The following is a 23,592-nucleotide window of genomic DNA, read 5'->3' as shown; positions in this document are numbered from 1 at the left end:
CGCGCATCCGATATGCCGCGCATCATAGCCCGAACCGCCGGGCGATCTGCAGGACCGCAGTCTGCAGCCCTTCCAGAGTAACCCCATCGTTGTGCAGCACGATATCCGCGGCCGCCCTCCGAGCCGTTCGAGATGCCTGGGAGGCCAAAATGCCCTCCACCGTCGCGCGCGGCAAGCCGTTGCGCTGCTGAACGCGCTGGATTTGCGTTTCGGTCGAACAATCGACCACTAAGATCTGGTCGAGCTGCTTTGTCCAGCGGCCCGACTCGACCAGCAGGGGAATGTCGAAGACGATCACCGTAGTGCCGTTTTGGGTGGCATGCGCCACTGCCGTCTGGGTCGCTTGTGATACCAAGGGATGGACGATGCTCTCCAGCCGCTGGCGCGCTATTGGATCGTTGAACACCAATTCTCGCATCCGTTCGCGATGCATTGCTCCGTGCTCGTCGATCAGCAAATCTCCGAAGACCTCACGAATAGGGCCGATGGCGGCCCCGAGCGGCGCCGTGACCTGGCGCGAAAGGTGATCAGCGTCGATCAAAGCAGCACCTTGGGCTACCAGCATCTGGGCAACCGTACTCTTTCCGCTGCCGATGCCGCCGGTCAGTCCCACGCGGAGGGCAGTCAGTCGCTCAGACTCCATGTCAAAGTCCCAAGCTGCGCAGCAATCCTTGCAGAATGGTTTCTGGGCCAAACACCATTGCAGCGAGTCCCGAGCCCACCAAAAAAGGACCGAAAGGGATATATCCGCCTTCACGCAATTGGCTGGCGAACTTCATTCCGATGCCTACAAACGCGCCAATCACCGAGGCGATGAGGATGATGGGCACCAGGGCTGGCCAGCCGAACCATGCGCCCAGCGCAGCGAACAGCTTGAAATCGCCATGTCCCATCCCCTCCTTGCCTGTGACGAGTTTGAAAGCCCAGTAAACCGTCCAAAGGGAAAGATAACCTGCCGCAGCACCCATGACGGATACGAACAGTGGCACGGTGGTCCATTGCAACGCCGAGGCAATCAAGCCTGCCCACAGCAAAGGGAGCGTGATGTCATCAGGCAACAGAGTGGTATCCCAATCGATGAATGCCAATGCCATCAAGGCGGCCGAAAAGCCGCACCACGCTGCAGCCGTGAGGGTCAATTCCCAATGCCAACCGCAAAAGAAAAAGAGGCTGCCCGTGGCCAACTCGACCAGAGGGTATCTGGGGCTGATTCGAATTTTGCAGGCGGAACAACGGCCTCTGAGCCACAGATAACTCAGAACTGGAATGTTCTCGTGCCATCTCACGATGTGCTCGCATGATGGGCAGCGTGATGGCGGGGTCGCTAGGTTGAACGATTCAGTATTCGCTACCGGCGCTTGTACCGAGGCCTCATTCTTATCTGTGAGCGCGACAAAATCCGCGCACTCTGCTGCCCATTGGCGCTCCATCATTTTTGGCAAGCGATGAATTACCACATTCAGGAAGCTACCGATCAGTAGACCCAGCAGGCCTAAGACGGCTGCGTTCTCCCAGACACCTAATTCCATTAGACGACTTGGCCCAGTTTGAAGATTGGGAGGTACATCGAAACCACGATGCCACCAATAATGGTCCCCAAAAATACGATGATGATTGGCTCCATCAGGCTGGACAATCCAGCGACCATTTCGTCAACTTCAGCTTCGTAGAAGTCAGCAGCCTTGCCCAGCATGTGATCGATCGAGCCAGATTCTTCACCGATCGCGCACATCTGAATCACCATCGACGGGAATACATTGGTATTGCCCATTGCGGCAGTCAAGCTGGTACCTGTAGATACCTCCTGCTGAATTTTTTCCGTGGCCATGGAATAGACTGAATTACCAGAAGCTCCGCCAACGGAGTCTAATGCTTCAACAAGCGGCACACCCGCTGCAAACATCGTGGACAAGGTCCGTGTCCAACGAGCAACGCAGGATTTATCGATCAGCGTACCAAAAACAGGAATGCGCAATAACAACCGATCCATAAAGATTTGCATCTTCTCGCTACGCCGCCAAGCCTGCATGAAAAAATAAAACCCACCGCCTATTACTCCAAAAATCAACCACCACCATTTTACGAATATTTCACTTATCCCCATTACTATGAGAGTCGGTGCTGGTAATTCTGCGCCAAATGAGGTAAAGACTTCTTTGAACGCTGGGATCACAAAAATCATGATCACGGTCACTACCACAAAAGCAACTATCACCACCGAAATAGGATACATCAACGCAGATTTTATCTTCGATTTGATGGCTTCGGTCTTTTCCATGTACATGGCCAGCCGGTCTAGCAGTGCTTCCAAAATACCAGCCGCTTCGCCAGCTTCCACCAGATTGCAGTAGAGACTGTCGAAGTACATAGGGTATTTGCGAAACGCCGCATTCAGCGAGGTGCCGGTTTCCACATCGCTTCGAATATCGTTGAGCAATTTGGTCACGCTGGCATTGGTATTGCCTCGACCAACAATATCGAACGATTGAAGCAGTGGCACCCCGGCCTTCATCATCGTGGCCATCTGACGAGTAAACAATGCAATATCTTTGGGCTTGATCTTCTTGCCCGAGCGCATGCGCCTTTTTTTGATCTTGGTTGGCAACACGCCTTGCCTGCGTAAAGTGGCTTGAACTTGGTTTTCACCAGCCGCTCTCACCTCTCCACGAATAATCTTGCCACTTCTGTCTTTACCCTCCCACTCGTAGACGAAGTCCTTGATATCCCTCGATGCGGCGGTTGCCATAATATTCCTCGCGACTCGCGTTATTCGTTGGTAACGGCCAAAACTTCTTCAAGAGAGGTCAGTCCCATTTTGGCTTTGTGAAGCCCTGCGTCGCGTAAGGAGCGTACACCTTCCGCCTTTGCCTGCTTTGCAATTTCCAAGGCACTCCCATCTCTCAAAATGATGCGTTGAATTTCTTCTGAAATCGGCATCACCTGATAGATACCCAATCGTCCTTTATACCCGTTGTTGCAGGCGGAGCAACCCACAGGTCTATAAGTGACCCACGTACCGTCGATTTCCTCGTCTTTGTAACCCGCTTCAAGCAATGTTTCATGAGGAATGTCTGCAGGTGTTTTGCAAGCGGGGCATAACCTGCGCGCCAAGCGCTGGGCAGTGATCAAAATGACGCTGGAGGCAATGTTGAACGGCGCAATGCCCATGTTGCGCATTCGAGTCAATGTCGTAGGCGCATCATTGGTGTGCAGTGTGGACAATACCAAGTGGCACAGTTTGTGCGGCCTTGATGGAAATATCTGCCGTTTCAAGATCGCGAATTTCACCGACCATAATAATGTCAGGATCTTGGCGCAGGAATGACTTCAGTGCTGTGGCAAAAGTCAGACCAGCCTTCTCGTTGACGTTGACTTGGTTGACGCCAGGCAAGTTGATTTCCGAAGGGTCTTCGGCAGTGGCAATATTGACACCGGCCTTGTTCAATAAATTGAGGCAGGTATAAAGGGAAACAGTTTTTCCTGATCCAGTTGGTCCTGTCACCAAGATCATGCCGTAAGGACGGCCAATCGCATGCATGAGCCTTTCTTTTTCCTCAGGCTCGTATCCCAGTGCATCAATTCCTAATTTCGCGCTGCTCGGATCCAAAATCCGAATAACGATCTTCTCCCCAAAGAGGGTTGGCAAAGTACTTACTCGAAAGTCAATGACCCGATCAGGCCCGACTTTGAGCTTCATCCTGCCATCTTGCGGAACGCGTTTTTCCGAAATGTCTAGGCGTGAAATAACCTTGATGCGTGATGCCAGTTTGTCTTTGATGGCTATCGGCGGAGATGCGATTTCGCGAAGTTCTCCGTCAATGCGAAATCGCACTCGGTATTGATGTTCGTAAGGCTCGAAATGCAGATCGGAAGCACGCATATTGAATGCGTCCACCAGCATTTTGTGAAGAAACTTGACAATGGGGGCGTCTTCGACGTCATTGGCTCCTGCATCTGAGTTATCAGGAGCCTCTTCTACCTTGACATCATCAAACTCAAAATCGCCGCCGCTCGACAGGCTCTCCATCGATTCGCCAACTGATTTGGTATTGGCTTCGACGAGTTTGATGAGTTTGTCGTATTCGGCAATGATCCAGTCCACGCCCATCTGAGTCGTGAACTTAATTTTTTCCGCAGCCTCCTGATCAGTGGGATCTGCAGTGGCAACAATCAATCTATTGTTGCGTTTGCTGAGCGCTACCACCCGATAGGCTTGGCAAATCTTGGGGTCAAGTAAATCTTTTGGGATGCGAAGAGGATCGATCGCCTCAAGATCCAGCAGAGGTGCACCAAACACGGCCGAGACAGTGTGTGCGAGCTCTGCTGCTGAAACAGCTCCAGACCCTGTCAGCTCAGCGATAAAGCTGGTCTTGCTGATCTGTGATTTGCGGAAGATGTCTTCCGCTGACTTCTGACTCAGCTTGCCGGCTGACATCAAAGCTCGGCCTAAGCCGGGCAAGGCAATTGCGGCGCCTTCTTTGGGTGCGATATCAACGGCCATGTAACCAGCAGAATCATGTGGATGGAAAGGAAACCATCCTAACATTGCCGAGGTGTTCAGGCCACGGATCAAGTGGGAGGATTGCAGCTAAACCACGAAACTGCGCACTAAGGTGGTCGGGGTGAGAGGATTCGAACCTCCGGCCTCTACGTCCCGAACGTAGCGCTCTACCAGGCTAAGCTACACCCCGAATTGAAGGCGGTTAAAGCCGCCTTCCTAGTAGCTGAGATGCCAATTCTATCAAGCCCTCTGTGTAGAGATTGGAGGGTAATTGCAGGGCTGCATCAATAGCCTGCTGTGCCTGCAGCGCCGCAGCATGCCGCGTCGCCTCAAGTGCCCCGGTGCTTTTGACGATTTGCACGATGGCTGGCAGTTTTTCTACAGCCCCCGTTTGGATTGCGCTTTCGATCAGGGCGCGTTGGTCATTGGTCCCACGTTGCATCGCAATGATCAATGGCAGAGTGACCTTGCCTTCGCGAAGATCGTCGCCAAGGTTTTTGCCCATTTCTGTTGAGTCGCCGTCGTAGTCCAGTACATCATCGATGACTTGAAAGGCGGTTCCGAGCGCCTGTCCGTAGGCCGCACAGGCCCGTTCCAATTCTGGTGAACTGCGGGCCAGAATGGCTGCCAGACGTGCACTCGCTTCGAAGAGCTTTGCCGTTTTTGATCGAATGACATCCAGGTAGCCTTGCTCATCCAGCGTGGCATCGTGAGTGTTCATGAGTTGCTGGACCTCACCCTCTGCAATCACGTTAGTGGCTTCGGAAAGAATCTGCATCACGCGCATGTCATCCGCATCGACCATCATCTGGAAAGCGCGGGAGTGCAGAAAGTCACCTACCAGCACACTGGCGGGATTGCCAAAATTCTCGTTGGCCGTGGGGCGTCCGCGCCGCAGAGTGGACTCGTCAACGACATCGTCGTGCAGCAGGGTTGCGGTATGAATGAACTCCACCACGGCTGCCAGATTGAAACGCTGAAAGCCTTTGTACCCCAGCGATCCACACATCAAAAGCAGCAAAGCTGGTCGCAAACGTTTGCCGCCCGCGGAAATGATGTACCGCGCGATGTCTCCAACGAGAGAGACTGACGAGTCGAGCCGGGCGGCGATGACTTTGTCCACCTCGTGCATGTCGTCGGCGATCAGGGCAAGAGTTGCAGAAGTGCTGGAAGTGGTGGTGGACAAGATGATCGTGTGCAGCGACGAAAAATGGATTATAGGAATCGCTTTGCGTGAGCCTGACGTCTCGTTCGCTCGCCGCTGCTAAAAGTCCGTTAGGGGACGATGTGGCTGAGTTGGCTAAAAAAGAGCTCCGTGCTATAGTCGCAGGCTCTGTGGAAATTCGTCCGCAGAACTCCATCCAAAGAGGTTTACATGTACGCGGTCATAAAAACCGGCGGCAAGCAGTATCGCGTTGCTTCCGGCGAAAAAATTAAAGTAGAACAGATTGCTGCGGACGTAGGCCAGGAAATTGTGATTGACCAGGTTCTGGCTGTCGGAAACGGCGCTGAAATCAAGGTTGGCACACCCCTGGTGTCCGGCGCAACCGTTACGGCTACTGTCGTGGCGCACGGCAAACACGACAAAGTGCACATCTTCAAGATGCGCCGTCGTAAGCACTATCAGAAACGCCAAGGCCATCGCCAGCAGTTCACCGAACTGCAAATCGGTGCGATCGCCGGTTAAAAGGAGTTGATGTCATGGCACAGAAAAAAGGCGGCGGCTCTACGCGAAACGGGCGCGATTCCAAGCCCAAGATGCTCGGTGTGAAGGCTTTCGGTGGCGAATTGATCAGCGCAGGCTCGATCATCGTGCGTCAGCGTGGCACGCGGTTCCATCCCGGCACCAATGTAGGTGTTGGCAAGGACCACACGCTGTTTGCACTGGTCGAGGGCCACGTGTCGTTCGGCACCAAGGGCGCACTGTCCAAGCACACGGTCAATGTGACGCCGGCTTAAAGCCCGTCCTTTGACGCTTTCGAAGCCCCGACCTGTCGGGGCTTTGTCGTTTTGGAAGTGCTTGCCGCGGATAGCGATGGCGCGTACCTTCTGAACTCTGTTTTGTAAACTGGATACCCATGAAGTTCGTCGACGAAGCCTTTATCGACATTTCTGCCGGAGACGGCGGGAATGGTTGTGTGTCGTTCCGGCATGAGAAATACAAGGAGTTCGGCGGACCCAACGGCGGGGATGGCGGCAGAGGCGGGCACGTCTTTGCCGTGGCCGATCCCAATTTGAATACGCTCGTCGATTTCCGTTATTCGCGACGTCATGAAGCCCGCCGCGGAGAACATGGAATGGGCTCGGACATGTTCGGTGCCGCAGGCGACGACATCACGCTCAAGATGCCGGTGGGCACCATCATCAGCGATTCGGAAACGGGTGAAGTGCTTTATGAATTGTTGGTCCCGGGCGAGGTGATCACGATCGCCAAGGGTGGTGACGGGGGTTTCGGAAATATGCGTTTCAAAAGCGCTATCAACCGTGCACCGCGCCAAAAAACACCAGGGTGGCCTGGCGAAAGAAAAAGTCTCAAGCTGGAATTGAAGGTGCTCGCCGATGTGGGCCTTCTGGGAATGCCCAACGCTGGCAAGTCCACCTTAATCGCCGCCATTTCCAATGCGCGCCCCAAGATCGCTGACTATCCATTCACGACCCTGCACCCTAATCTGGGCGTTGTGCGCGTGGGTCCTGAACAGAGCTTCGTTGTCGCGGATATTCCTGGATTGATCGAGGGCGCGTCTGAAGGGGCTGGGCTTGGGCATCAGTTTCTGCGTCACTTGCAGCGCACTCGGCTGTTGCTCCATGTGATCGATATGGCGCCTTTCGATGAGGCGGTGGACCCTGTCGCCCAGGCCAAAGCGATCGTGGGCGAACTCAAGAAGTACGACGCGGGTCTTTATGAAAAGCCGCGCTGGCTGGTGCTCAACAAGCTGGACATGGTGCCAACGGAAGAGCGCGAAGCCCGGGTGAAGGATTTCGTGAAGCGGTTCAAGTGGAAAGGGCCGGTCTTTGAGATTTCAGCCTTGACGCGTGAAGGCTGCGAATCATTGATCCACGCCATTTTCAAGCACGTGCAAGCGCAGCAAAAGGCGGAGCAAGTGCCTGAGGAGGTGGATCTCCGGTTTGTGGGTGATCGGCCTGAATAGCAAGGCAATTCTGCCTCTCTGATGCTCTTCATTTAATAGCTGCTAGCGCTTGCCTGGCGTGCGCTAGCAGTCACTATTCTTCATATGGTTTCCAGCATATTGCGTGACGCACGCCGCATTGTCGTCAAGGTGGGCTCCAGCCTTGTGACGGATGAAGGGCGAGGTTTGGATGAGGCAGCGATTGGCGAATGGAGCCGCCAGTTGGCTACGTTGGCGCGTGGTGAATCGGGCGCCCGGCGTGAAGTAGTCATGGTCTCCAGCGGTGCGATCGCGGAAGGCATGAAACGCTTGGGCTGGGCGACTCGTCCTCACGAAATCCATGAGCTCCAGGCGGCAGCTGCGGTTGGCCAAATGGGGCTCGCGCAAATGTACGAAACCAAGTTGCGTGAGCAGGGATTGGGAAGTGCCCAGGTGCTGCTGACCCACGCCGACTTGGCCGATCGAGAGCGCTACCTGAACGCCCGGTCCACCTTGCTCACGTTGCTGCGCCTGGGCGTCGTGCCGGTGATCAATGAAAACGATACGGTGGTCACGGACGAAATCAAGTTTGGCGACAACGATACGCTGGGCGCGCTGGTGGCGAACCTCATCGAGGCAGATGCCCTGATCATCTTGACGGATCAAAAAGGGCTTTACACCGCAGACCCTCGGCGCAATCCCGATGCGCAATTTGTGCATGAGGCCCAGGCGGGTGATCTTTCGCTGGAAGCCATGGCGGGCGGCGTGGGCTCCAGCATTGGCCGCGGAGGAATGATCACCAAGATCATCGCGGCCAAGCGGGCTGCGGGATCTGGCGCCTCAACGGTGATCGCTTGGGGGCGAGAGCCCGACGTGCTGGTGCGGCTCACCAAAGGGGAAGCGATCGGCACTCTCCTGGTAGCGCAGACGCAGAAAAAGCAGGCTCGCAAGCAATGGATGGCGGACCACTTGCAACTCAGAGGCTCGGTGACCGTGGACACTGGAGCGGCAGCCAAATTGCGGGCGGAGGGTAAAAGCCTTCTCCCTATTGGCATGGTGGGAGTGGAGGGCGATTTCTCCCGTGGTGATGTCATCGCGGTGCGTGATGAAGCTGGCACGGAAGTGGCGCGCGGCCTCGCCAACTATGCGAGTGCGGAGGCGCGTTTGCTGTGCCGCAAGCCTTCCACTGAGTTCGAGCGCCTGCTTGGCTACGTTGCAGAGCCGGAGATGGTGCACCGAGACAACATGGTCCTTGCTGCGGTGGCCAGCTGAAATCCAGACTCGGCAGAAATGTTTACGGCCTTCGATACAAGGCCGTAAACATCAAACCAGCTTGGGTGACAGCTGGACGGGAGAGAGCTGAATTCCTGTGGCCTGCTCGGGAGGCGCAGACGATGATTTGCTCTTTTGTGGATCAGGATCGAAGCTGGCACCAGGAGGCATTTCCATACCAGGACTGACCAACAGTGACCCCGCACGGTGCATCGGCATACCGCTTGGAAGACTTTCGCCTTCGCGGGAGCGCATGCCGCTGCGCAGGTAGCGATTGCGTTGCTCGTGGCGTGGCAGAAAGCGCGCCAACTCGGTCAGCGCCATCTCATACACGCCGCGCTTGAACTCCACGACCACGTCCAGCGGGACCCAGTAATCGTTCCAGCGCCATGCGTCGAATTCAGGATGGTTCGTGGCGCGCAGGTTCAGGTCCCAGTCGTGCCCCAGCAACTGCAGCAGGTACCAGATTTGCTTCTGGCCCTTGTAATGTCCGCGTGCATCGCGGCGGATGTACCGGTCAGGCACCTCATAGCGCAACCAGTCCCTGGTACGGGCAACCACGCGCACATGGCCCGGATGCAATCCCACTTCTTCATGCAGTTCGCGGTACATTGCCTGCTCGGGAGTTTCCCCCCGGTCGATGCCGCCCTGCGGGAACTGCCAGCTGTGGGTGCGGATGCGCTTGCCCCAGAATACCTGGTTTTTCTGGTTGAGCAGGATGATGCCGACGTTCGGCCGAAAGCCGTCCCGGTCAAGCATAATCTAACCCCAATTTTTTAAACTGTGACCATTATGCACGGCGCCTTGTGCGCAGCAAGCAGACCGGGCGCAATTGCATGAAATCCCCCCAATGAAAGCGTCCCAATTCTTCGTATCCACCCTCAAGGAAGCCCCGGCAGATGCGGAAGTGGTCAGCCACAAGCTGATGACCCGGGCGGGCCTCATCAAGAAGCTGGGGGCAGGCATTTACAACTACATGCCCATGGGATTGCGCGTCATCCGCAAGGTGGAAGCCATCGTTCGTGAGGAAATGAACCGGGCTGGCGCTGTGGAGGTATCCATGCCCGTAGTCCAGCCTGCTGAGTTCTGGCAGGAAACCGGCCGGTTTGACAAGATGGGCCCCGAATTGCTGCGGATTCAAGACCGCCATGGCCGGGATTTCGTGATTCAGCCGACCAGCGAAGAGGTGGTTACTGACATCGCGCGCCAGGAGCTGCGCAGCTACAAGCAGTTGCCCAAGAACCTGTACCAGATCCAGACCAAGTTTCGGGATGAGCGCCGCCCACGCTTCGGGCTGATGCGCGGCCGTGAATTCACGATGAAGGACGCTTACTCCTTTGACCGCGACCAGGATGCAGCCAAGGCCAGCTACCAGGTGATGGCCCAGGCATACCGGCGCATTTTTGATCGCTTCGGGTTGACCTACCGCGCCGTCGCTGCGGACAGCGGTGCAATCGGCGGCGATTTGAGCGAAGAGTTCCAGGTCATCGCCGCCACGGGTGAAGACGCGATCGTCTACTGCCCCCAGAGCAGCTATGCGGCGAACATGGAAAAAGCCGAGGCATTGCCCCCGGCCGGCCCTCGCCCTGCAGCCACGCAGCCCATGGCCAAGACGGCGACGCCCGGCAAGAGCACCTGCGCCGATGTGGCGCAACTGTTGGACGTGCCGCTGCAGTCCACCGTGAAGTCCCTGGTGTTGGCCACCGACGAGACGAACGAAGCCGGCGAGATCGCCAAGACGCAGGTCTGGCTGCTGCTGCTGCGCGGCGACCATGACATGAACGAGATCAAGGTGTCGAAGGTCCCCGGCTTGGCGGGCTTCCGCTTTGCGACCGTGGGCGAGATCGAAGATCACTTCGGCTGCAAGCCGGGGTATCTGGGCCCGCTGCAATTGCAAAAGCCCGTGAAGCTGGTGGTGGACCGCGAAGTGGCCGTGATGGCGGACTGGATCTGCGGCGCCAACGCCGTTGACTTCCACATGACGGGCGTGAACTGGGGCCGTGACCTGCCCGAGCCCGAAGTGGTGTCCGACCTGCGCAACGTGGTGGCGGGTGATCGTTCGCCCGACGGCCAGGGGGAACTCGCGATCGAGCGTGGCATCGAAGTCGGCCATGTGTTCTATCTCGGCACCAAGTACAGCAAGGCCATGAACGCGACGTTCCTGGGCGAAGACGGCAAGCCCGCTTTCTTCGAGATGGGTTGCTACGGCATCGGCATCACGCGCCTGCCTGCTGCGGCCATCGAGCAAAACCATGACGACCGCGGCATCATCTGGCCGGACGCCATCGCTCCGTTCACGGTGGTCGTCTGCCCCATCGGCATGGACCGCAGTGCGGAGGTCAAGGCTGCAGCCGAACAGCTCTACACCGATCTGCTGGCGGCGGGAGTGGATGTGCTTCTGGACGATCGTGGCGAGCGCCCCGGCGCGATGTTTGCCGACTGGGAGTTGATCGGCGTGCCCCACCGCGTGGTGATCTCCGATCGCGGGCTCAAGGAAGGCCAACTGGAGTACCAGCACCGCCGCGACACCGCGGCCACGAAGGTGGCGACGGCCGACATCCTGGCGCACGTCAAGGGCCGGCTGGCACCATGAGCGCACTGCCAGGAAAGGCCGGGGCCGTTTCGCGCCGGGCCTGCCTCGTATCTTTGTCCGCCGGGCCTGCCGCCTGGCTCGCGGCTCCGCAGGCCGCTCATGCGGGCGGACAGCTGGAGGAGCCGCTGATCGATTCGGTGCGCACTGCGCTGAGTTCCGCCGTTCTGAACCAGGCGCCCCCCGAGCCCCAATTCGGTACGACCGAGGCCCGGTTGTTGTACCTGCGCTGGCTCGGCACCATGAGCGACCGGCTGCGCCGGCGCAAGCCGGAATGGGAAGTGCGTCGCGACTTTCTGCAGACCGTCTGGTACGAGTCGAAGCGGGCGGGGTTGGATGTGTCCCTGGTGCTTGGGTTGATCCAGGTCGAGAGCGCTTTCCGCAAGTTTGCCGTGTCCAGCGTGGGCGCCCGGGGCTACATGCAGGTCATGCCGTTCTGGACGCGCGTGATCGGCGATGGCGACGCGGGCAAGCTGTTTCACATGCAGACCAACCTGCGCTTCGGCTGCGTGATCCTGCGCCATTACCTGGACCGCGAGCGCGGCGATCTGTTCATGACGCTGGGCCGATACAACGGCAGCCGGGGCCGGCCGCAGTACCCCGATGCAGTGTTCGGCGCACAGCGCAATTGGATTTTTCAGGACCGCATCACGACCGCAGCGGCCTGACGCAAGGCCTTTAGGCTTTCTGCTGGTTTACTTGGCTGCGGTGACTTGGCCGCGGAATGCCGGCGCCGCTCAGGCGGTGCTGGGCGCGATGGCGACACCGTTGGCGTCTTGCAGCCGGGAGACCATCACCTGGTCGATGCGGTAGCTGTCCACGTCCAGCACTTCGAACTTGTAGCCGCCCCAGTTCACGCTGTCGGTGCGGCGTGGCACGCGCCGCAGCATCACCATGAGAAAGCCGGCCAGCGTTTCGTACTCTTCGGCGTGCGGCAGTTCGTCCAGATTCAGCGCACGCAACACGTCTTCGACCGGGGTTACGCCGTCGATGAGCCAGGAGTTCTCGTCGCGGCGCACGATCTGGTCTTCGTCGGCCGGGCCCACCACGAGGTCGCCCATCACGGTGCTCATCACATCGTTCAGCGTGACGACGCCCACCACCAGGCTGTATTCGTTGACGATGACGGCGAAGTCTTCGTGGACCTGGCGGAACTGCTCCAGCACCTCCGACAGCGACAGCCGGTCCGGCACGATGAGCACCTTGCGCACCAGCCCTTCGTCGGCCAGTGAGATGGGCTGGTTGTTCAGCACACGCTGGAAGAGGTCCTTGGCATCCACGTAGCCCACGACGTGGTCGATGTCGCCGTCGCACACGGGATAGGTCGAGAACGGCTCTTCGGCGATGCGGGCGCGGATCACGGTGTCGGGGTCGTCGCGCAGAAAGTACGCGATGCGGTCGCGCTGCGACATGGCACTGCCCACCATGCGCGTGTCCAGTTCGAACACGTTCTCGATCACCTGCTGCTCGCGGGCGGCCAGAACGCCGGCACGGGCGCCGGCCTCCATCATGGCCAGGATGTCGTCGGAAGTCACACGGTCGTCGCGCAGCGACGAGAGCCCGAGCACGCGGAACAGCAGGTCGGCGCCGCGGCTGTACAGCCAGACAACGGGCCGCAGCACCGTCATGAGCAGCTTCATGGGCGCAGACACGCGCAGTGCCAGGCGCTCCGGGTTCGCCATGCCCAGCCGCTTCGGAAACAGGTCGGCCAGCAGGATGAACAGCGAGGTGATGATGGTGAACGACGCCAGGAACCCTGCCGTTTCCGCCCGCGGGTTGCTCAGCCAGTACGCGAACAGTTCGGTGAAATGGGGGCTCAGCGCGCCTTCGCCCACGATACCGCCCAGGATGGCCACGGCGTTCTGCCCGACCTGAACGACGGTGAAATAGTCGCCCGGCTGCTCCTGCATGCGCATGACGCGGTCCGCACGGTTGTCGCCTTCGTCGGCCATCTGGCGCAGGCGCAGGCGGCGCGATGCCGCCAGGGAGATTTCCGCGATGGAGAAGAACGCGCTGGCCACGATGAGGAGGCCGATGACAAAGAGGCTTTGGGAGAGGGTCATGGGACGTCAGGCGCCGCCATGATCGTGCCGTGCGCCAGCGTGCCGAGTGTAGCTGCCCCGTCACGCACCGCCGCAGCTTCGCCGGCCCGCAAGCGCAGCGGGCCGGGCGGGCGAGGGCAGTGCGCTACTGCAGGAAGCCAATGCGCGATTTGCCGGCGCCGCCGCGCGGCAGGTCGCTCACCTCCACCGTGCCCCGGCGCTGCAGGCGCGCGTTGCCGAAGCCGGTCATCAGGGCGCGGCGCATTTCGCGCGGCGGCATCTGGGCGAGCTGGTCCAGCACGTCGGATTGCGGCTCGGGATCGAGCATGCGGCCCCAGTCGTGGCCGTTGCGGATGCCCTGGTACAGGATGCGGGCGATCGCTCGTGCTTGCTCCGGCGTCGGGGCCTGCACCTCGAACACGTTCATGCGGTTGAGGATGGGGTCGGGAATACCGCGCTCGTCGTTGGCCGTAGTGATCCAGATCACCTGGCTCGCGTCGATGGCCACCTCGGCGAACTCGTCGGTGAAGCTCTGCGCCGTATCGTGCTCCAGCAGGCCGTAGAGCGCGCCGAGCGGGTCGTACTGCGCATCGCTGGCGGCCTTGTCGATCTCGTCCACGACGATGACGGGATTGGCGTATTCGCCCTCCACCAGCGCCTCGAACACCTTGCCGGGCCGCGCGCCCTTCCACTGCGAGGACGAGCCCGACAGCAGCCAGCCGGCGGTCATCGAACTCATCGGCACCAGGTTCATGCCCGTACCGAGCAGTTCAGCCAGATGCCGTGCGAAATGCGTCTTGCCGATGCCCGGCGGGCCCAGCAGCAGCATGGGCGTGACTTCGAGGCCATCGCGGCTGTCTTGTGCGAGGGCCACATGGCGCTTCACGTCGTCGAGCACATCGGTAAAGTTGGGCAACTGGTCGTAGAGGTGGGCCATGTCCGGCACGCCGGCGGGCTTGACCTGGAAGCGTTCGGGGCCGCGTTCCAGCATGCGTTCATAGACGGAGCGTAGATTCTCGTATTCGCGCTGGCTTCCACTGTCCTGCATCCGCGTGAGCTTGCGCTCGACGTCGCCGGGGTGGAACACGTTGCGCATCTGGGCGACCGGCATGCTCAGGGCCGGCGTTTGCGGAACAAGGCTGTGTGTCGTCATGGCGCGCTCCTGTTTCAGGGAAGTCACGCATCCATTCAAGCACACAACATGCCTGCCCTCAACGGCGGAAAAACCCCGTCAACCCGGCCTTGTTGCGCCCATGCAAAAAGCCGCCCTGAGGCGGCTTTCGGTCAGTGGTGCAGCCCGGCGCTTGCGGGCCGCCGGGTCATTCGCCTTGCGCGCCCAGCACCTGCTTGAGCTCGCCCGACTCGTACATCTCCATCATGATGTCCGAGCCGCCGATGAATTCGCCCTTCACGTAGAGCTGGGGAATCGTGGGCCAGCTGCTGTATTCCTTGATGCCCTGGCGGATTTCCGGGTCGTTCAGCACGTTCACGGTCGCCACGCTCTTCGGGTCCACGCCGCAGGCCTTCAGGAGCTGGATGGCGCGGCCGGAGAAGCCGCACATCGGAAAACTCGCGCTGCCCTTCATGAACAGCAGGATGTCGTTGGATTTGACGAGGGCGTCGATGCGTTGCTGGGTGTCGCTCATGGGTTGCTCCTGGAAATGGCCGTGGATCGGCGGCAAGGCGTGATTATTTCACTGTCGGCGAAGGCTTTGGGGGCCGCGGTCATCCGCGGCAAGGCCTGGCCAGCAGCGCTCCCGCTCACATGGGGACGGCCGCGCGCTTTCCAATCCCGCACCAGCCCTCATTCGGCGGCCGGCCGGCGCCCGCCGGTGCAGCGGGCATGGCCCGCCAGATCGGTGCGGCTTTGCACCTCGGCGAAGCCGGTGGCGCGCAGCAGTGCCTGCACCGCGTCGGCCTGGTCCCAACCGTGCTCCAGCAGCAGCCAGCCGCCCGGCACCAGATGGGGCAGGGCTTGCCCCGCAATGGTGCGGATATCGTCCAGCCCGTCAGCGCCGCTGGCCAGGGCATCCAGCGGTTCGTGGGTGAGGGCGGCCAAGTGCGGGTCGTCCGCCGCGATGTAGGGCGGATTCGAGACGATGGCATCGAACACGGCGCCTTCCCCCAGGCCGAGCAGCCAGTCGCCCTGCGCGAAGCGCACCGGCAGGGCCAGCCGCTCGCCATTGGCCTGGGCCACCTCCAGCGCTTCGGGGCTGGCATCGACCGCCAGCACCTGCGCATCGGACCGCTGGCTTTGCAGCGCGAGCGCGATGGCGCCGCTGCCGGTGCCCAGGTCGGCCACGCGAGGGGTAGCGATGGGCTCCAGCACCTGCAGCGCCCAGTCGACCAGCGTTTCGGTGTCGGGGCGTGGGTCGAGCACCCGGGCATCGACCTGGAGCGGCAGCCCGTAGAACTCCTTGCGGCCCGTGAGGTAGGCCACCGGCTCCCCGGCCGCACGGCGCTGGCACAGCGCCAGAAAATTCGCCTGTGCGGAGGCGGACAGTGCATCGGTGTCGTGCGCCAGAAGCCAGGCACGGCCGGCGTCGGGACGGTCGAGTGCGTGCAGCAGCAGCAGTTGGGCGTCGATGCGCGCCAGCCCCAGGGTGTGGGCCTGCGCCAGCGCCTGAGCCAGTGTGAGGGAGGTGGTCACTATGAAATCGATAGCAGTACAGGCAATGGATACGGCGGCAGAGGGGCGATTCGGCTCTCAACTTGCTCGCGCAGGCCCGTCGTGCCCGCCAAGGCTTGCTCAGGCCGAGGTTTCCAGATCGGCCAGCTGCTCGGCTTCGCGCGCGTGGCGCAGGGCGTCCAGCACGTCGCCCAGGTCGCCTTCCATGATGGCGAGCAGCTTGTAGAGCGTGAGGTTGATGCGGTGGTCGGTGAACCGGCCCTGCGGAAAGTTGTAAGTGCGGATGCGGTCGCTGCGGTCGCCGCTGCCGATCAGGCCCTTGCGCAGCGCGGCTTCCTTGGCGGCGCGCTCGCTGCGTTCCTTTTCCTGCAGGCGGGCCTGCAGCACCTGCAGCGCCTTGGCCTTGTTGCTGTGCTGGCTGCGGCCATCCTGGCACTCGGCCACGATGCCGGTGGGCAAGTGGACCACGCGCACGGCGGAGTCGGTCTTGTTGATGTGCTGGCCGCCCGCGCCGCTGGCGCGGAAGGTGTCGATGCGCAGGTCGGCGGGGTTGAGCGTGATGGCCTGGTGCTCGTCCGGCTCGGGCATCACTGCCACGGTGCAGGCGCTGGTGTGGATGCGGCCCTGCGTTTCGGTGGCGGGCACGCGCTGCACGCGGTGGCCGCCGGATTCGAAGCGCAGCGCGCCATACACGCCGCTGTCGCTCGCGCCTTCCACGCGCAGCACGACTTCCTTGTAGCCGCCGATCTCGTTCTCGTTGGCGCTCATGATTTCGACCTTCCAGCCCACCGTGGCCGCATAGCGCGTGTACATGCGCGCCAGGTCGCCCGCGAACAGGGCGGATTCGTCGCCGCCCGCGCCTGCGCGGATTTCGACGAAGGCATTGCGGGCGTCGTCGGGGTCCTTGGGCAGCAGCAGGCGCTGGAGTTCGTCTTCCAGCTGCGTCAGCTCGGCCTCGGCGGCGGCGATTTCTTCCTGCGCCATCTCGGCCATGTCGGGGTCGGCGAGCATTTCGCGCGCGCCGGCCAGGTCGGCCTCGCGCTGCTGGTGGCGCACGTAGCGGCCGGCGATCTGCGTCACTTCGGCATGCTCGCGCGAGATGGTCCGGTACTGGGCCATGTCGGACATGATGTCCTCGCGCGAGAGCAGGAAATCAAGCTCTTCGAGGCGCTGGGCATAGCGCTCCAGCTGGGTTCTGAGAAAGGGCTTCATCGTCGGGGAAAATTGGGTTTGCTACGATTTTTGTAGCTGCTTGCGCTTATGGATAAAGCGCTGGAGGCTTGTTTGGCCCGAAGGCCGCGCGGCCGCGTCGCTACAGGCCGCTTTTGCTTTGCGAGCGCAGGAACAGGCGCGAGACGGTCTGGGCCGTCTGGGCGCGGGTTTCGGCGTCGCCGGCCCGCAGTTCGGCCAGGGTGCCGTGCAGCATCTTCTGCGTGAGGCCGCGAGACAGCGCCTCCAGGACAGCATCCATGTCTTCGCCCTTGGCCAGGAGCTTCTTGGCGCGGGCGATCTCCAGCGCGCGCCACTCGTCCGTCTGCGCGTTGAGCTGCTGGATCAGCGGCACCACGCCGCCCGTGGGGCTGCGCTGGTCCATCCAGTGCATGAAGCTCTGCACGCCCGCGTCGATGATGGCCTCGGCCTGGGCCACGGCGGCCTGGCGGTGGGCCTGCGCGGTCTGCACCACGCCGGCCAGGTCGTCCACGGTGTAGAGGTAGATGTCCTCCAGCGCCTTGACCTCGGGCTCGATGTCGCGCGGCACGGCCAGATCGACCATGAACATGGGGCGGTGGCGCCGCTTTTTCAGGGCGCGCTCCACGGCGCCCAGTCCGATGATGGGCAGGCTGCTGGCCGTGCAGCTCACCACGGCGTCGAACTCGTGCAGGCGGTCGGGTAGGTCGGCCAGCCGCATGACCTCGCCGCCGAAGCGCGTGGCGAGCTTTTCGCCGCGCTCCAGCGTGCGGTTGGCCACGGCGATGGCCTTGGGGTTCTTGGCGGCGAAATGGGTGGCGGCCAGCTCGATCATCTCGCCCGCACCGACGAACAGCACGCGGATCTCGGACAAGTCCTCGAAGAGCTGGCCCGCCAGCCGCACGGCCGCGGCGGCCATGCTGATGCTGTGGGCACCGATCTCGGTGCTGGTGCGCACTTCCTTGGCAACGGCGAAGCTGCGCTGGAAAAGCTGGTTGAGCGTGGTGCCCAGGGCGCCGGCGGTTTCGGCGGCGCGCACCGCGTCTTTCATCTGGCCGAGGATCTGGGCCTCGCCCAGCACCATGGAATCGAGCCCGCTGGCCACGCGGAAGGCATGGCGCGCCACGAGGCCGTCTTCCAGCGAATAGGAGTGCGAGCGCAGCAGCGCGGGGCTGACGCCGCCGCTTTCGGCCAGCCAGCCCAGCGTGTGGTCCAGCGCGGGCTCGCCGCCGGCACAGTAGATTTCGGTGCGGTTGCAGGTGGAGATGATGGCCGTCTCGACGCTGGGGTGGCGGTTCGCGCCGCCCAGCGACTGGCGCAAACCCTGGAGCGTCGGCGCGATCTGATCGAGCGCGAACGCAAAACGACCGCGCAGATCGAGCGGCGCGGTCGTGTGGTTGATGCCAAGGGCCCAGACTGCCATAAGCCGCGATTATAAAATTGCCGGCCCCATGCAGGGGGCTATGCTCGTAATAGTCTTGATCTGGGTCATGTCCATGGATGCTTTGTCCGCCGTCAACCATCTGCTGAATTTCGTGCTGCCCGCCTTCGCCGTAGCGCTGCTGCTGGTGGGCGGGTGCAAGCTCTTCCTGCGAAAGCGTGCCGCCACGCGCGGGATGACGGTCCAGGTGGCCCTTAATTTCGCGGTCGGCTGCCTCATCCTCGCGGCGGGGCTGGCGTGGTGGGGACGCGACGGAAAGATGCTCACCTACGCGGCGCTGGCCGTCGGTTGCGCCAGCACCCAGTGGTTCCTGCTGCGCGGCTGGCGCTGAAAAAGGCCGCTTTCTTCGGCGGCCCCGGTCGTCAGCCCAGCTTGTGCCGCGTCTTCAGCAGGCCCAGGCCCAGCGCGATGAAGGTGCCGCCCACGATGCGGTTGAACAGCTTGGCGCGCGCCACGATGTGGCCCTTGACCAGCGAGATCAGCACCACGTAGAAAGCGTGCGAGATCAGCGCGCAGACGGCGAACGTGGTCGTCAGCAGCAGGTACTGCGTGACCAGCGGCTCGCCCGGCACGACGAATTGCGGAAACAGGGCGGAGAAGAACAGGATGGCCTTGGGGTTGGTCAGCGACACGCCCAGCCCCTGCGCCACCAACTGCCAGTTCTTGCGCTCGCGCCGCTCGGTGGGCGCCAGGCCCGCATCGCTGCCGATCAGCGCGTCCTTGCTGCGCCAGCGCTTGACGCCCAGCCAGATCAGGTACATCGCGCCGGCCACCTTCATCACCAGGAACGCGTTGGCGGACATGCTGAGGATGGTCCCCATGCCGATCATCGCCAGCCCCGACACCGCGAAGATGCCGACCGAGCTGCCCAGCGAGCTGAACGCCGTCCGCCGCGCGCCCACGTCCACCGAGTTCGATACTGCCAGCAGCACCGCCGGGCCGGGGGTGAAGCACATGATCAGCGAGACGCCGCAGAAAAGAAGCCAGTGGGTGAGAGTCATGGTGGGGTGCCTTCGGTCGCTGCGAACAGCGGGTATTTTCACCGAGCCGGACAGGCCGGGGCCAAGCGCCGCTTGAGCGCCGCCTGTCCACCGCTTGTCCACCGCCTGACCACCGCCCGTGGCAGTGCGCCGTGCTTGAGTGGGCAGGCCGCCACGGCCCTTTCCAGCGCCGGGCTTTTTGCGGGTAACACCCCTGCCCAGCGAGCTGTGCTGGTTCTAAGCTGCGGCCTTCGCAAAAATAAAAGGAGACGTTCGAATGCGCCTGCGCAACTGTCTTGCCGCCGCCGCCCTGGCCTGTCTGTCCGCGGCCACCGTGGCCCAGGGCTTTCCTTCCAAGCCCATCCGCATCGTCGTGGGGTTTCCTGCAGGCGGTCCGCTCGACCAGCATGCGCGCCTGCTGACCGACAAGCTGCAGGCCGTGCTGGGCCAGCCGGTGCTGGTGGACTACAAGTCCGGCGCGGGCGGCACGGTCGGCGCGCAGGACGTGATGAAGGCGGCGCCGGACGGCCACACGCTGATGCTCGCCAACACCGGCGTGATGGTGATCAACCCCGCGCTGTACAGCCGGCTGCCGTACCAGACGCTCAAGGATTTCACGCCCATCGCGCGCACCGCCATGCAGCCGCTGGCGCTGCTGGTCAACCCGAAGCTGCCGGTGCAGACGCTGCCCGAATTCATCCAGTACGCGCGCGGCAAGCCCGGCCAGGTCAATTTCGGCTCGGCGGGCAATGGCGGCATCAGCCACCTGGTGCCCGAGATGTTCAAGACGGCCACCGGCCTTTTCATGGTGCACATTCCCTACCGCGGCAGCGCCCCGGCCTTCACCGACCTGATGGCGGGCCAGGTGCAGTTCATGGCCGAAAGCATTCCGCAGGCGGCCGCGTACCACAAGCAGGGCAAGGTGCGCGCCCTGGCCGTCACCAGCCGGCAGCGCAACCCGGCCATGCCGGACGTGCCCACGGCCATCGAGAGCGGGCTCAAAGGCTTCGAGGTGGTGGGCTTCTACGGCTTTCTGGCGCCGGCCGGCACGCCCAAGGACGTGGTCGCCAAGCTGAGCGATGCCTTCGGCCAGGTGCTGCAGTCGCCCGAGGTGCGCGACCGCATGGTGTCGCAGGGGGCCGATCCGGCGTACCTGGGCGCGGACGCGTTCGCGGCGTTCCTGGCGGGCGAAATGCCGCGCTGGGCCATCGCGGTCAAGCAGTCCGGTGCCAAGCTGGACTGATGGAAAGGCTTCAAGTCAAATCGGCCTCCAGCGCATGATTACCTAGGGCAGTGTGCTATTGAATTAATAGCATTCTGCTTGCCGGCTCAGCCGGCCACGGTGCGCTGGCCGCGCTGGCGGGTCAGACCACCGTGGTGGCCGGGCCGTTGCTGCCCTGGGGCTGCGGCACCGCCACGGTGGGCGACGCCAGCGTGGGGTGAGCCAGCGAGGTAGTCGCTGGCGGCGACAGCGCCAGGCCCGCGCCGCGCAGGTTGTCGAGGATGGTGAACAGCAGGTCGCTCTTGACGCCGCCCGCGTTGCGCGGATTGCTCACGTAGCCGATCGCCAGGAAGGTAAGCGTGCCGTTCAGGATGCCCTCCAGCTGCACGATGGGTTCGGGGTCTTCCATGATCCCTTCGTGCGCGTGGAAGGCCTGCAGGATCACCTCGCGCATGCGCTGCGCGTCGGTATCGAGCGGGGCCGGCAGGCGCAGCAGCACGCGGCCCGGCGCGCCGGTCAGCGTCATGTTACGCACGGTCTTGGTGATGAACTCCGAATTGGGCACGATCACCGTGGACCGGTCGCCCAGCTGGATTTCGGTGGCGCGCACGTTCACGCGGCGCACGTCGCCCTCGGTGTCGCCCAGCACCACCCAGTCGCCGACCTTCACAGGGCGCTCGGCCAGCAGGATCAGGCCCGAGATGAAGTTCTGCACGATGGCCTGCAGCCCAAAGCCGATCCCCACCGACAGCGCGCTGGCCACCCAGGCGATGCGCTCCACGCTGATGCCCAGGGCCGCCAGCGCGGCCGCCACCACCAGCACCGCGCCCACGTAGCCGAGCAGCGAGACGATGGAGCTGCGCATGCCGGGCTCCAGGGTCGTGTTGGGAAAGTAGCGGTCGCTCAGCCAGCGCTTGAGCACGCGAATGCCGACGAACCCCGCAGCGATCACGGCCAGCGCGGTCAGCAGGGCCTGGGGCGCGAAGGCGAAGTTGCCCACCTGCAGGCCGTTGTTGAGGCTGCTGCCGCGGCGGAAGACTTCGTCCGGCCCGGTGCCGAACGGCGCCATCAGGCCGATCACCATGTAGAAGAACAGCACCACGCGCAGCACGCCCGAGCCCAGCACGGCGGCCTGGTCGAGCAGGCTCGCGTCGATGCCCATGCCCGAGTGCAGGCGGCGGCCGAAGCTGCCCTTGGACGACAGCACGGCTTCGCACACGTCGTCCGCCAACTGGTAGAGCAGGTAGGCGGTGGCGAAGACGATCGCGCTCCACACCATCTGGCGCGCGAGCGTGCTGGCCAGGGCCACGAAGCCCAGCGCGACCAGCACCAGCGTGGCCACCGAGGCAAAGCCCGCGCAGGCCACGAGCAGGCCCACCCACAGCGGCCGGGGCGTGGCGGCGGGGGCGCTGTCTGCCGCGGCGCCCTTGTCGCCGCTGGCATGTTCGTCCTTGTTGGCGACGGGCGGCGAATGCAGGTGCCGCAGACAGGCGATGGCGATGAGCGCGACGAGCAGCGCCGTGACGGCCTGCGTGGTCACCTCGGCCGCGAGGCTCGCGCCCACGGCGGTGTTGATCTCGGTGACGAGCCCGCTGGTGGAGGCCACGATGGCGATCCACCAGGGATAGGGGCTCAGGCGCCGCGCCAGGTCGTCGGACAGCGAAGGCAGCCGCCACGAACTGCGCCGGCGCGACAGCAGCGCATGCCCCAGGCCGATGGCGAACGAGGAAAAGATCGCCAGCCGAACGGCGGTGCTGCCCAGGCCGTGCAGCCGCTCGCCCAGGTTGTCGCCCACATCGACGCCGCTCAGCGCCAACTGCGCCGCCAGACCGATGAGCAGCACGTGCACCACGACCGACACCGCGGCCAGCAGGGAGCGCCGCAGGCGCCCCGATGGCAGCCGCGTCGGCGCCACGCGCACCAGCACGCGCTTGGCCACCCAGTTGCCCAGCACGGCCAGCAGCAGCGCGCCGGCCAGGCTGCCGAGGAAGGTGGCGCGCCGTGCGGGCTCCATCGCCCGTTCCAGGGCCTGGCGCGCTTCGATCGCCAGCATCGACAGGCGGGCGGTGTCCGAAGGCCAGGCGTTGCGCAGGGCGCGCCAGTAGGTGGGGCCGAGCGGGGAGTCGATGCGGGCGGTCAGCGCGTCCTTGAACTGCTGGCGGCGCTGGCGCACGAGGTCGGCGCTGCGCTGGTCGGAATCGACCACGATGAGCCGCGCGAGCTTGAGGTCGGCATCCACGATGGCCCGCTGCTTGGCGAGCGCGGCCCGCTGCTGCGCCACGTCGGGGGCATCGGCGGGGGCGCCTTTTTCGGGCGAGGGGCCGAGTCCGGCCAGGCGGGTGTCGAGGTCGGCCAGCTCTTCGGTGCGCTGCGCGACGAGTTGCTCGGCCGCGGTGCCAATGGCATAGACCTCGTTGACCCGCTTGCGGCCGTCGTCGTCGGGATCGAGCTTCTTCGGAACGGCGTCGAGCTGCTTGCGCAGGTCGTCCACCGAGCGCGGCACCGGGTCGCCGGCCCGCGGGGCGGACGCGGTGGCACTGGCGGAGGAAGCGGGAGCATTCGCCCCGGCGCGGTCCTGGGCCGAGGCGGGGTGGACTGCGGCCAGGCCCATGAGCAGGCA

At 62.7% G+C, this 23,592-nt stretch carries 21 protein-coding genes, 1 tRNA gene and 1 pseudogene; 8 read left to right on the top strand and 15 right to left on the bottom strand.

Annotation, left to right across the window (positions count from 1 at the left end):
* Positions 1–22 precede the first annotated feature (22 nt).
* The 6 genes and pseudogenes from coaE to BLT03_RS05900 all read right to left on the bottom strand — a co-directional run bounded on the left by coaE (position 23) and on the right by BLT03_RS05900 (position 5,633).
* On the bottom strand, positions 23–643 hold the full coding sequence (coaE, locus tag BLT03_RS05925) for a dephospho-CoA kinase (RefSeq protein WP_092741315.1): 621 nt from the start codon (positions 641–643) through the stop codon (positions 23–25).
* 1 nt (position 644) lies between these two features.
* Positions 645–1,529 (bottom strand): prepilin peptidase, encoded by an 885-nt coding sequence (locus BLT03_RS05920; RefSeq protein WP_092741313.1) that lies wholly within the window; start codon positions 1,527–1,529, stop codon positions 645–647.
* A complete protein-coding gene (locus BLT03_RS05915) occupies positions 1,529–2,746 on the bottom strand; it encodes a type II secretion system F family protein (protein ID WP_092741311.1) in 1,218 nt (405 codons plus the stop codon). Before BLT03_RS05915 ends, BLT03_RS05920 begins: the two co-directional genes overlap by 1 nt.
* A gap of 20 nt (positions 2,747–2,766) precedes the next feature.
* Positions 2,767–4,501: pseudogene (gene pilB / locus BLT03_RS05910) on the bottom strand (type IV-A pilus assembly ATPase PilB).
* Between the two features lie 113 nt (positions 4,502–4,614).
* Positions 4,615–4,691, bottom strand: a tRNA-Pro gene (locus BLT03_RS05905).
* Positions 4,692–4,703: 12 nt separating this feature from the next.
* Positions 4,704–5,633, bottom strand: coding sequence for a polyprenyl synthetase family protein (locus BLT03_RS05900; protein WP_092741309.1), 930 nt, complete (start codon positions 5,631–5,633; stop codon positions 4,704–4,706).
* Between the two features lie 243 nt (positions 5,634–5,876).
* Here BLT03_RS05900 and rplU point away from each other — a divergent pair, with 243 nt between their 5' ends.
* The 4 genes from rplU to proB all read left to right on the top strand — a co-directional run bounded on the left by rplU (position 5,877) and on the right by proB (position 8,880).
* Complete coding sequence (gene rplU, locus BLT03_RS05895; protein ID WP_092741307.1) at positions 5,877–6,188, top strand: 50S ribosomal protein L21; 312 nt, start codon at positions 5,877–5,879, stop codon at positions 6,186–6,188.
* A 14-nt stretch (positions 6,189–6,202) separates the two neighbouring features.
* Positions 6,203–6,460 (top strand): 50S ribosomal protein L27, encoded by a 258-nt coding sequence (gene rpmA, locus BLT03_RS05890; RefSeq protein WP_092741305.1) that lies wholly within the window; start codon positions 6,203–6,205, stop codon positions 6,458–6,460.
* Between the two features lie 119 nt (positions 6,461–6,579).
* Positions 6,580–7,650, top strand: coding sequence for an Obg family GTPase CgtA (gene cgtA, locus BLT03_RS05885; RefSeq protein WP_092741303.1), 1,071 nt, complete (start codon positions 6,580–6,582; stop codon positions 7,648–7,650).
* 84 nt (positions 7,651–7,734) lie between these two features.
* A complete protein-coding gene (gene proB, locus BLT03_RS05880; protein ID WP_092741301.1) occupies positions 7,735–8,880 on the top strand; it encodes a glutamate 5-kinase in 1,146 nt (381 codons plus the stop codon).
* A gap of 51 nt (positions 8,881–8,931) precedes the next feature.
* Here the strand turns inward: proB and BLT03_RS05875 are convergent, their stop codons facing one another.
* A complete protein-coding gene (locus tag BLT03_RS05875) occupies positions 8,932–9,639 on the bottom strand; it encodes an RNA pyrophosphohydrolase (RefSeq protein WP_245711258.1) in 708 nt (235 codons plus the stop codon).
* A gap of 91 nt (positions 9,640–9,730) precedes the next feature.
* Here BLT03_RS05875 and BLT03_RS05870 point away from each other — a divergent pair, with 91 nt between their 5' ends.
* Complete coding sequence (locus BLT03_RS05870; protein WP_092741299.1) at positions 9,731–11,473, top strand: proline--tRNA ligase; 1,743 nt, start codon at positions 9,731–9,733, stop codon at positions 11,471–11,473.
* Positions 11,470–12,138, top strand: a complete 669-nt coding sequence (locus BLT03_RS05865) for a lytic transglycosylase domain-containing protein (protein ID WP_092741297.1) — start codon at positions 11,470–11,472, stop codon at positions 12,136–12,138. The genes BLT03_RS05870 and BLT03_RS05865 overlap by 4 nt, the downstream gene beginning before the upstream one ends.
* Before the next feature lie 69 nt (positions 12,139–12,207).
* Here BLT03_RS05865 and paeA read toward each other — a convergent pair whose 3' ends face one another.
* The 6 genes from paeA to hemA form a co-directional block, all read right to left on the bottom strand.
* A complete protein-coding gene (paeA, locus tag BLT03_RS05860; RefSeq protein ID WP_092741295.1) occupies positions 12,208–13,533 on the bottom strand; it encodes a polyamine export protein PaeA in 1,326 nt (441 codons plus the stop codon).
* Between the two features lie 124 nt (positions 13,534–13,657).
* On the bottom strand, positions 13,658–14,665 hold the full coding sequence (locus BLT03_RS05855; RefSeq protein ID WP_092741293.1) for an AAA family ATPase: 1,008 nt from the start codon (positions 14,663–14,665) through the stop codon (positions 13,658–13,660).
* Positions 14,666–14,831: 166 nt separating this feature from the next.
* Positions 14,832–15,158 carry a Grx4 family monothiol glutaredoxin gene (grxD, locus tag BLT03_RS05850; protein ID WP_092741291.1) on the bottom strand — a complete coding sequence of 109 codons (327 nt, stop codon included), beginning with the start codon at positions 15,156–15,158 and terminating at the stop codon, positions 14,832–14,834.
* A gap of 158 nt (positions 15,159–15,316) precedes the next feature.
* Positions 15,317–16,165, bottom strand: a complete 849-nt coding sequence (gene prmC, locus BLT03_RS05845; RefSeq protein ID WP_092741289.1) for a peptide chain release factor N(5)-glutamine methyltransferase — start codon at positions 16,163–16,165, stop codon at positions 15,317–15,319.
* 96 nt (positions 16,166–16,261) lie between these two features.
* Positions 16,262–17,353 (bottom strand): peptide chain release factor 1, encoded by a 1,092-nt coding sequence (gene prfA, locus BLT03_RS05840; protein WP_092741287.1) that lies wholly within the window; start codon positions 17,351–17,353, stop codon positions 16,262–16,264.
* 100 nt (positions 17,354–17,453) lie between these two features.
* A complete protein-coding gene (hemA, locus tag BLT03_RS05835) occupies positions 17,454–18,752 on the bottom strand; it encodes a glutamyl-tRNA reductase (protein WP_092741285.1) in 1,299 nt (432 codons plus the stop codon).
* A gap of 40 nt (positions 18,753–18,792) precedes the next feature.
* Between hemA and BLT03_RS05830 the strand changes: the two genes are divergently transcribed.
* The gene (locus BLT03_RS05830) at positions 18,793–19,101 is read left to right on the top strand and encodes a hypothetical protein (protein WP_434802333.1); all 309 of its coding nucleotides are present in this window, start codon (positions 18,793–18,795) and stop codon (positions 19,099–19,101) included.
* 31 nt (positions 19,102–19,132) lie between these two features.
* Here the strand turns inward: BLT03_RS05830 and BLT03_RS05825 are convergent, their stop codons facing one another.
* The gene (locus tag BLT03_RS05825) at positions 19,133–19,771 is read right to left on the bottom strand and encodes a LysE family translocator (protein WP_092741283.1); all 639 of its coding nucleotides are present in this window, start codon (positions 19,769–19,771) and stop codon (positions 19,133–19,135) included.
* Between the two features lie 256 nt (positions 19,772–20,027).
* Between BLT03_RS05825 and BLT03_RS05820 the strand changes: the two genes are divergently transcribed.
* Complete coding sequence (locus BLT03_RS05820; RefSeq protein ID WP_092741281.1) at positions 20,028–20,993, top strand: Bug family tripartite tricarboxylate transporter substrate binding protein; 966 nt, start codon at positions 20,028–20,030, stop codon at positions 20,991–20,993.
* Between the two features lie 121 nt (positions 20,994–21,114).
* Here the strand turns inward: BLT03_RS05820 and BLT03_RS05815 are convergent, their stop codons facing one another.
* Complete coding sequence (locus BLT03_RS05815) at positions 21,115–23,583, bottom strand: DUF3772 domain-containing protein (protein WP_092741965.1); 2,469 nt, start codon at positions 23,581–23,583, stop codon at positions 21,115–21,117.
* Between the last annotated feature and the right edge of the window lie 9 nt (positions 23,584–23,592).

Source organism: Paracidovorax valerianellae (genome assembly GCF_900102625.1).
In the GTDB taxonomy this organism is placed as follows: Bacteria; Pseudomonadota; Gammaproteobacteria; order Burkholderiales; family Burkholderiaceae_C; genus Paracidovorax; species Paracidovorax valerianellae.
Note: the sequence above shows the minus strand (reverse complement) of the source record. Positions and strands in the feature narration are given on the sequence as shown.

Excerpts from the sequence above, each read along its gene's own strand:
- coaE (WP_092741315.1), bottom strand. The coding sequence starts at position 643 with ATGGAGTCTGAGCGACTGACTGCCCTCCGCGTGGGACTGACCGGCGGC.
- BLT03_RS05920 (WP_092741313.1), bottom strand. The coding sequence starts at position 1,529 with ATGGAATTAGGTGTCTGGGAGAACGCAGCCGTCTTAGGCCTGCTGGGT.
- BLT03_RS05915 (WP_092741311.1), bottom strand. The coding sequence starts at position 2,746 with ATGGCAACCGCCGCATCGAGGGATATCAAGGACTTCGTCTACGAGTGG.
- BLT03_RS05900 (WP_092741309.1), bottom strand. The coding sequence starts at position 5,633 with ATGCACGAGGTGGACAAAGTCATCGCCGCCCGGCTCGACTCGTCAGTC.
- rplU (WP_092741307.1), top strand. The coding sequence starts at position 5,877 with ATGTACGCGGTCATAAAAACCGGCGGCAAGCAGTATCGCGTTGCTTCC.
- rpmA (WP_092741305.1), top strand. The coding sequence starts at position 6,203 with ATGGCACAGAAAAAAGGCGGCGGCTCTACGCGAAACGGGCGCGATTCC.
- cgtA (WP_092741303.1), top strand. The coding sequence starts at position 6,580 with ATGAAGTTCGTCGACGAAGCCTTTATCGACATTTCTGCCGGAGACGGC.
- proB (WP_092741301.1), top strand. The coding sequence starts at position 7,735 with ATGGTTTCCAGCATATTGCGTGACGCACGCCGCATTGTCGTCAAGGTG.
- BLT03_RS05875 (WP_245711258.1), bottom strand. The coding sequence starts at position 9,639 with ATGCTTGACCGGGACGGCTTTCGGCCGAACGTCGGCATCATCCTGCTC.
- BLT03_RS05870 (WP_092741299.1), top strand. The coding sequence starts at position 9,731 with ATGAAAGCGTCCCAATTCTTCGTATCCACCCTCAAGGAAGCCCCGGCA.
- BLT03_RS05865 (WP_092741297.1), top strand. The coding sequence starts at position 11,470 with ATGAGCGCACTGCCAGGAAAGGCCGGGGCCGTTTCGCGCCGGGCCTGC.
- paeA (WP_092741295.1), bottom strand. The coding sequence starts at position 13,533 with ATGACCCTCTCCCAAAGCCTCTTTGTCATCGGCCTCCTCATCGTGGCC.
- BLT03_RS05855 (WP_092741293.1), bottom strand. The coding sequence starts at position 14,665 with ATGACGACACACAGCCTTGTTCCGCAAACGCCGGCCCTGAGCATGCCG.
- grxD (WP_092741291.1), bottom strand. The coding sequence starts at position 15,158 with ATGAGCGACACCCAGCAACGCATCGACGCCCTCGTCAAATCCAACGAC.
- prfA (WP_092741287.1), bottom strand. The coding sequence starts at position 17,353 with ATGAAGCCCTTTCTCAGAACCCAGCTGGAGCGCTATGCCCAGCGCCTC.
- hemA (WP_092741285.1), bottom strand. The coding sequence starts at position 18,752 with ATGGCAGTCTGGGCCCTTGGCATCAACCACACGACCGCGCCGCTCGAT.
- BLT03_RS05830 (WP_434802333.1), top strand. The coding sequence starts at position 18,793 with ATGCTCGTAATAGTCTTGATCTGGGTCATGTCCATGGATGCTTTGTCC.
- BLT03_RS05825 (WP_092741283.1), bottom strand. The coding sequence starts at position 19,771 with ATGACTCTCACCCACTGGCTTCTTTTCTGCGGCGTCTCGCTGATCATG.
- BLT03_RS05820 (WP_092741281.1), top strand. The coding sequence starts at position 20,028 with ATGCGCCTGCGCAACTGTCTTGCCGCCGCCGCCCTGGCCTGTCTGTCC.
- BLT03_RS05815 (WP_092741965.1), bottom strand. The coding sequence starts at position 23,583 with ATGGGCCTGGCCGCAGTCCACCCCGCCTCGGCCCAGGACCGCGCCGGG.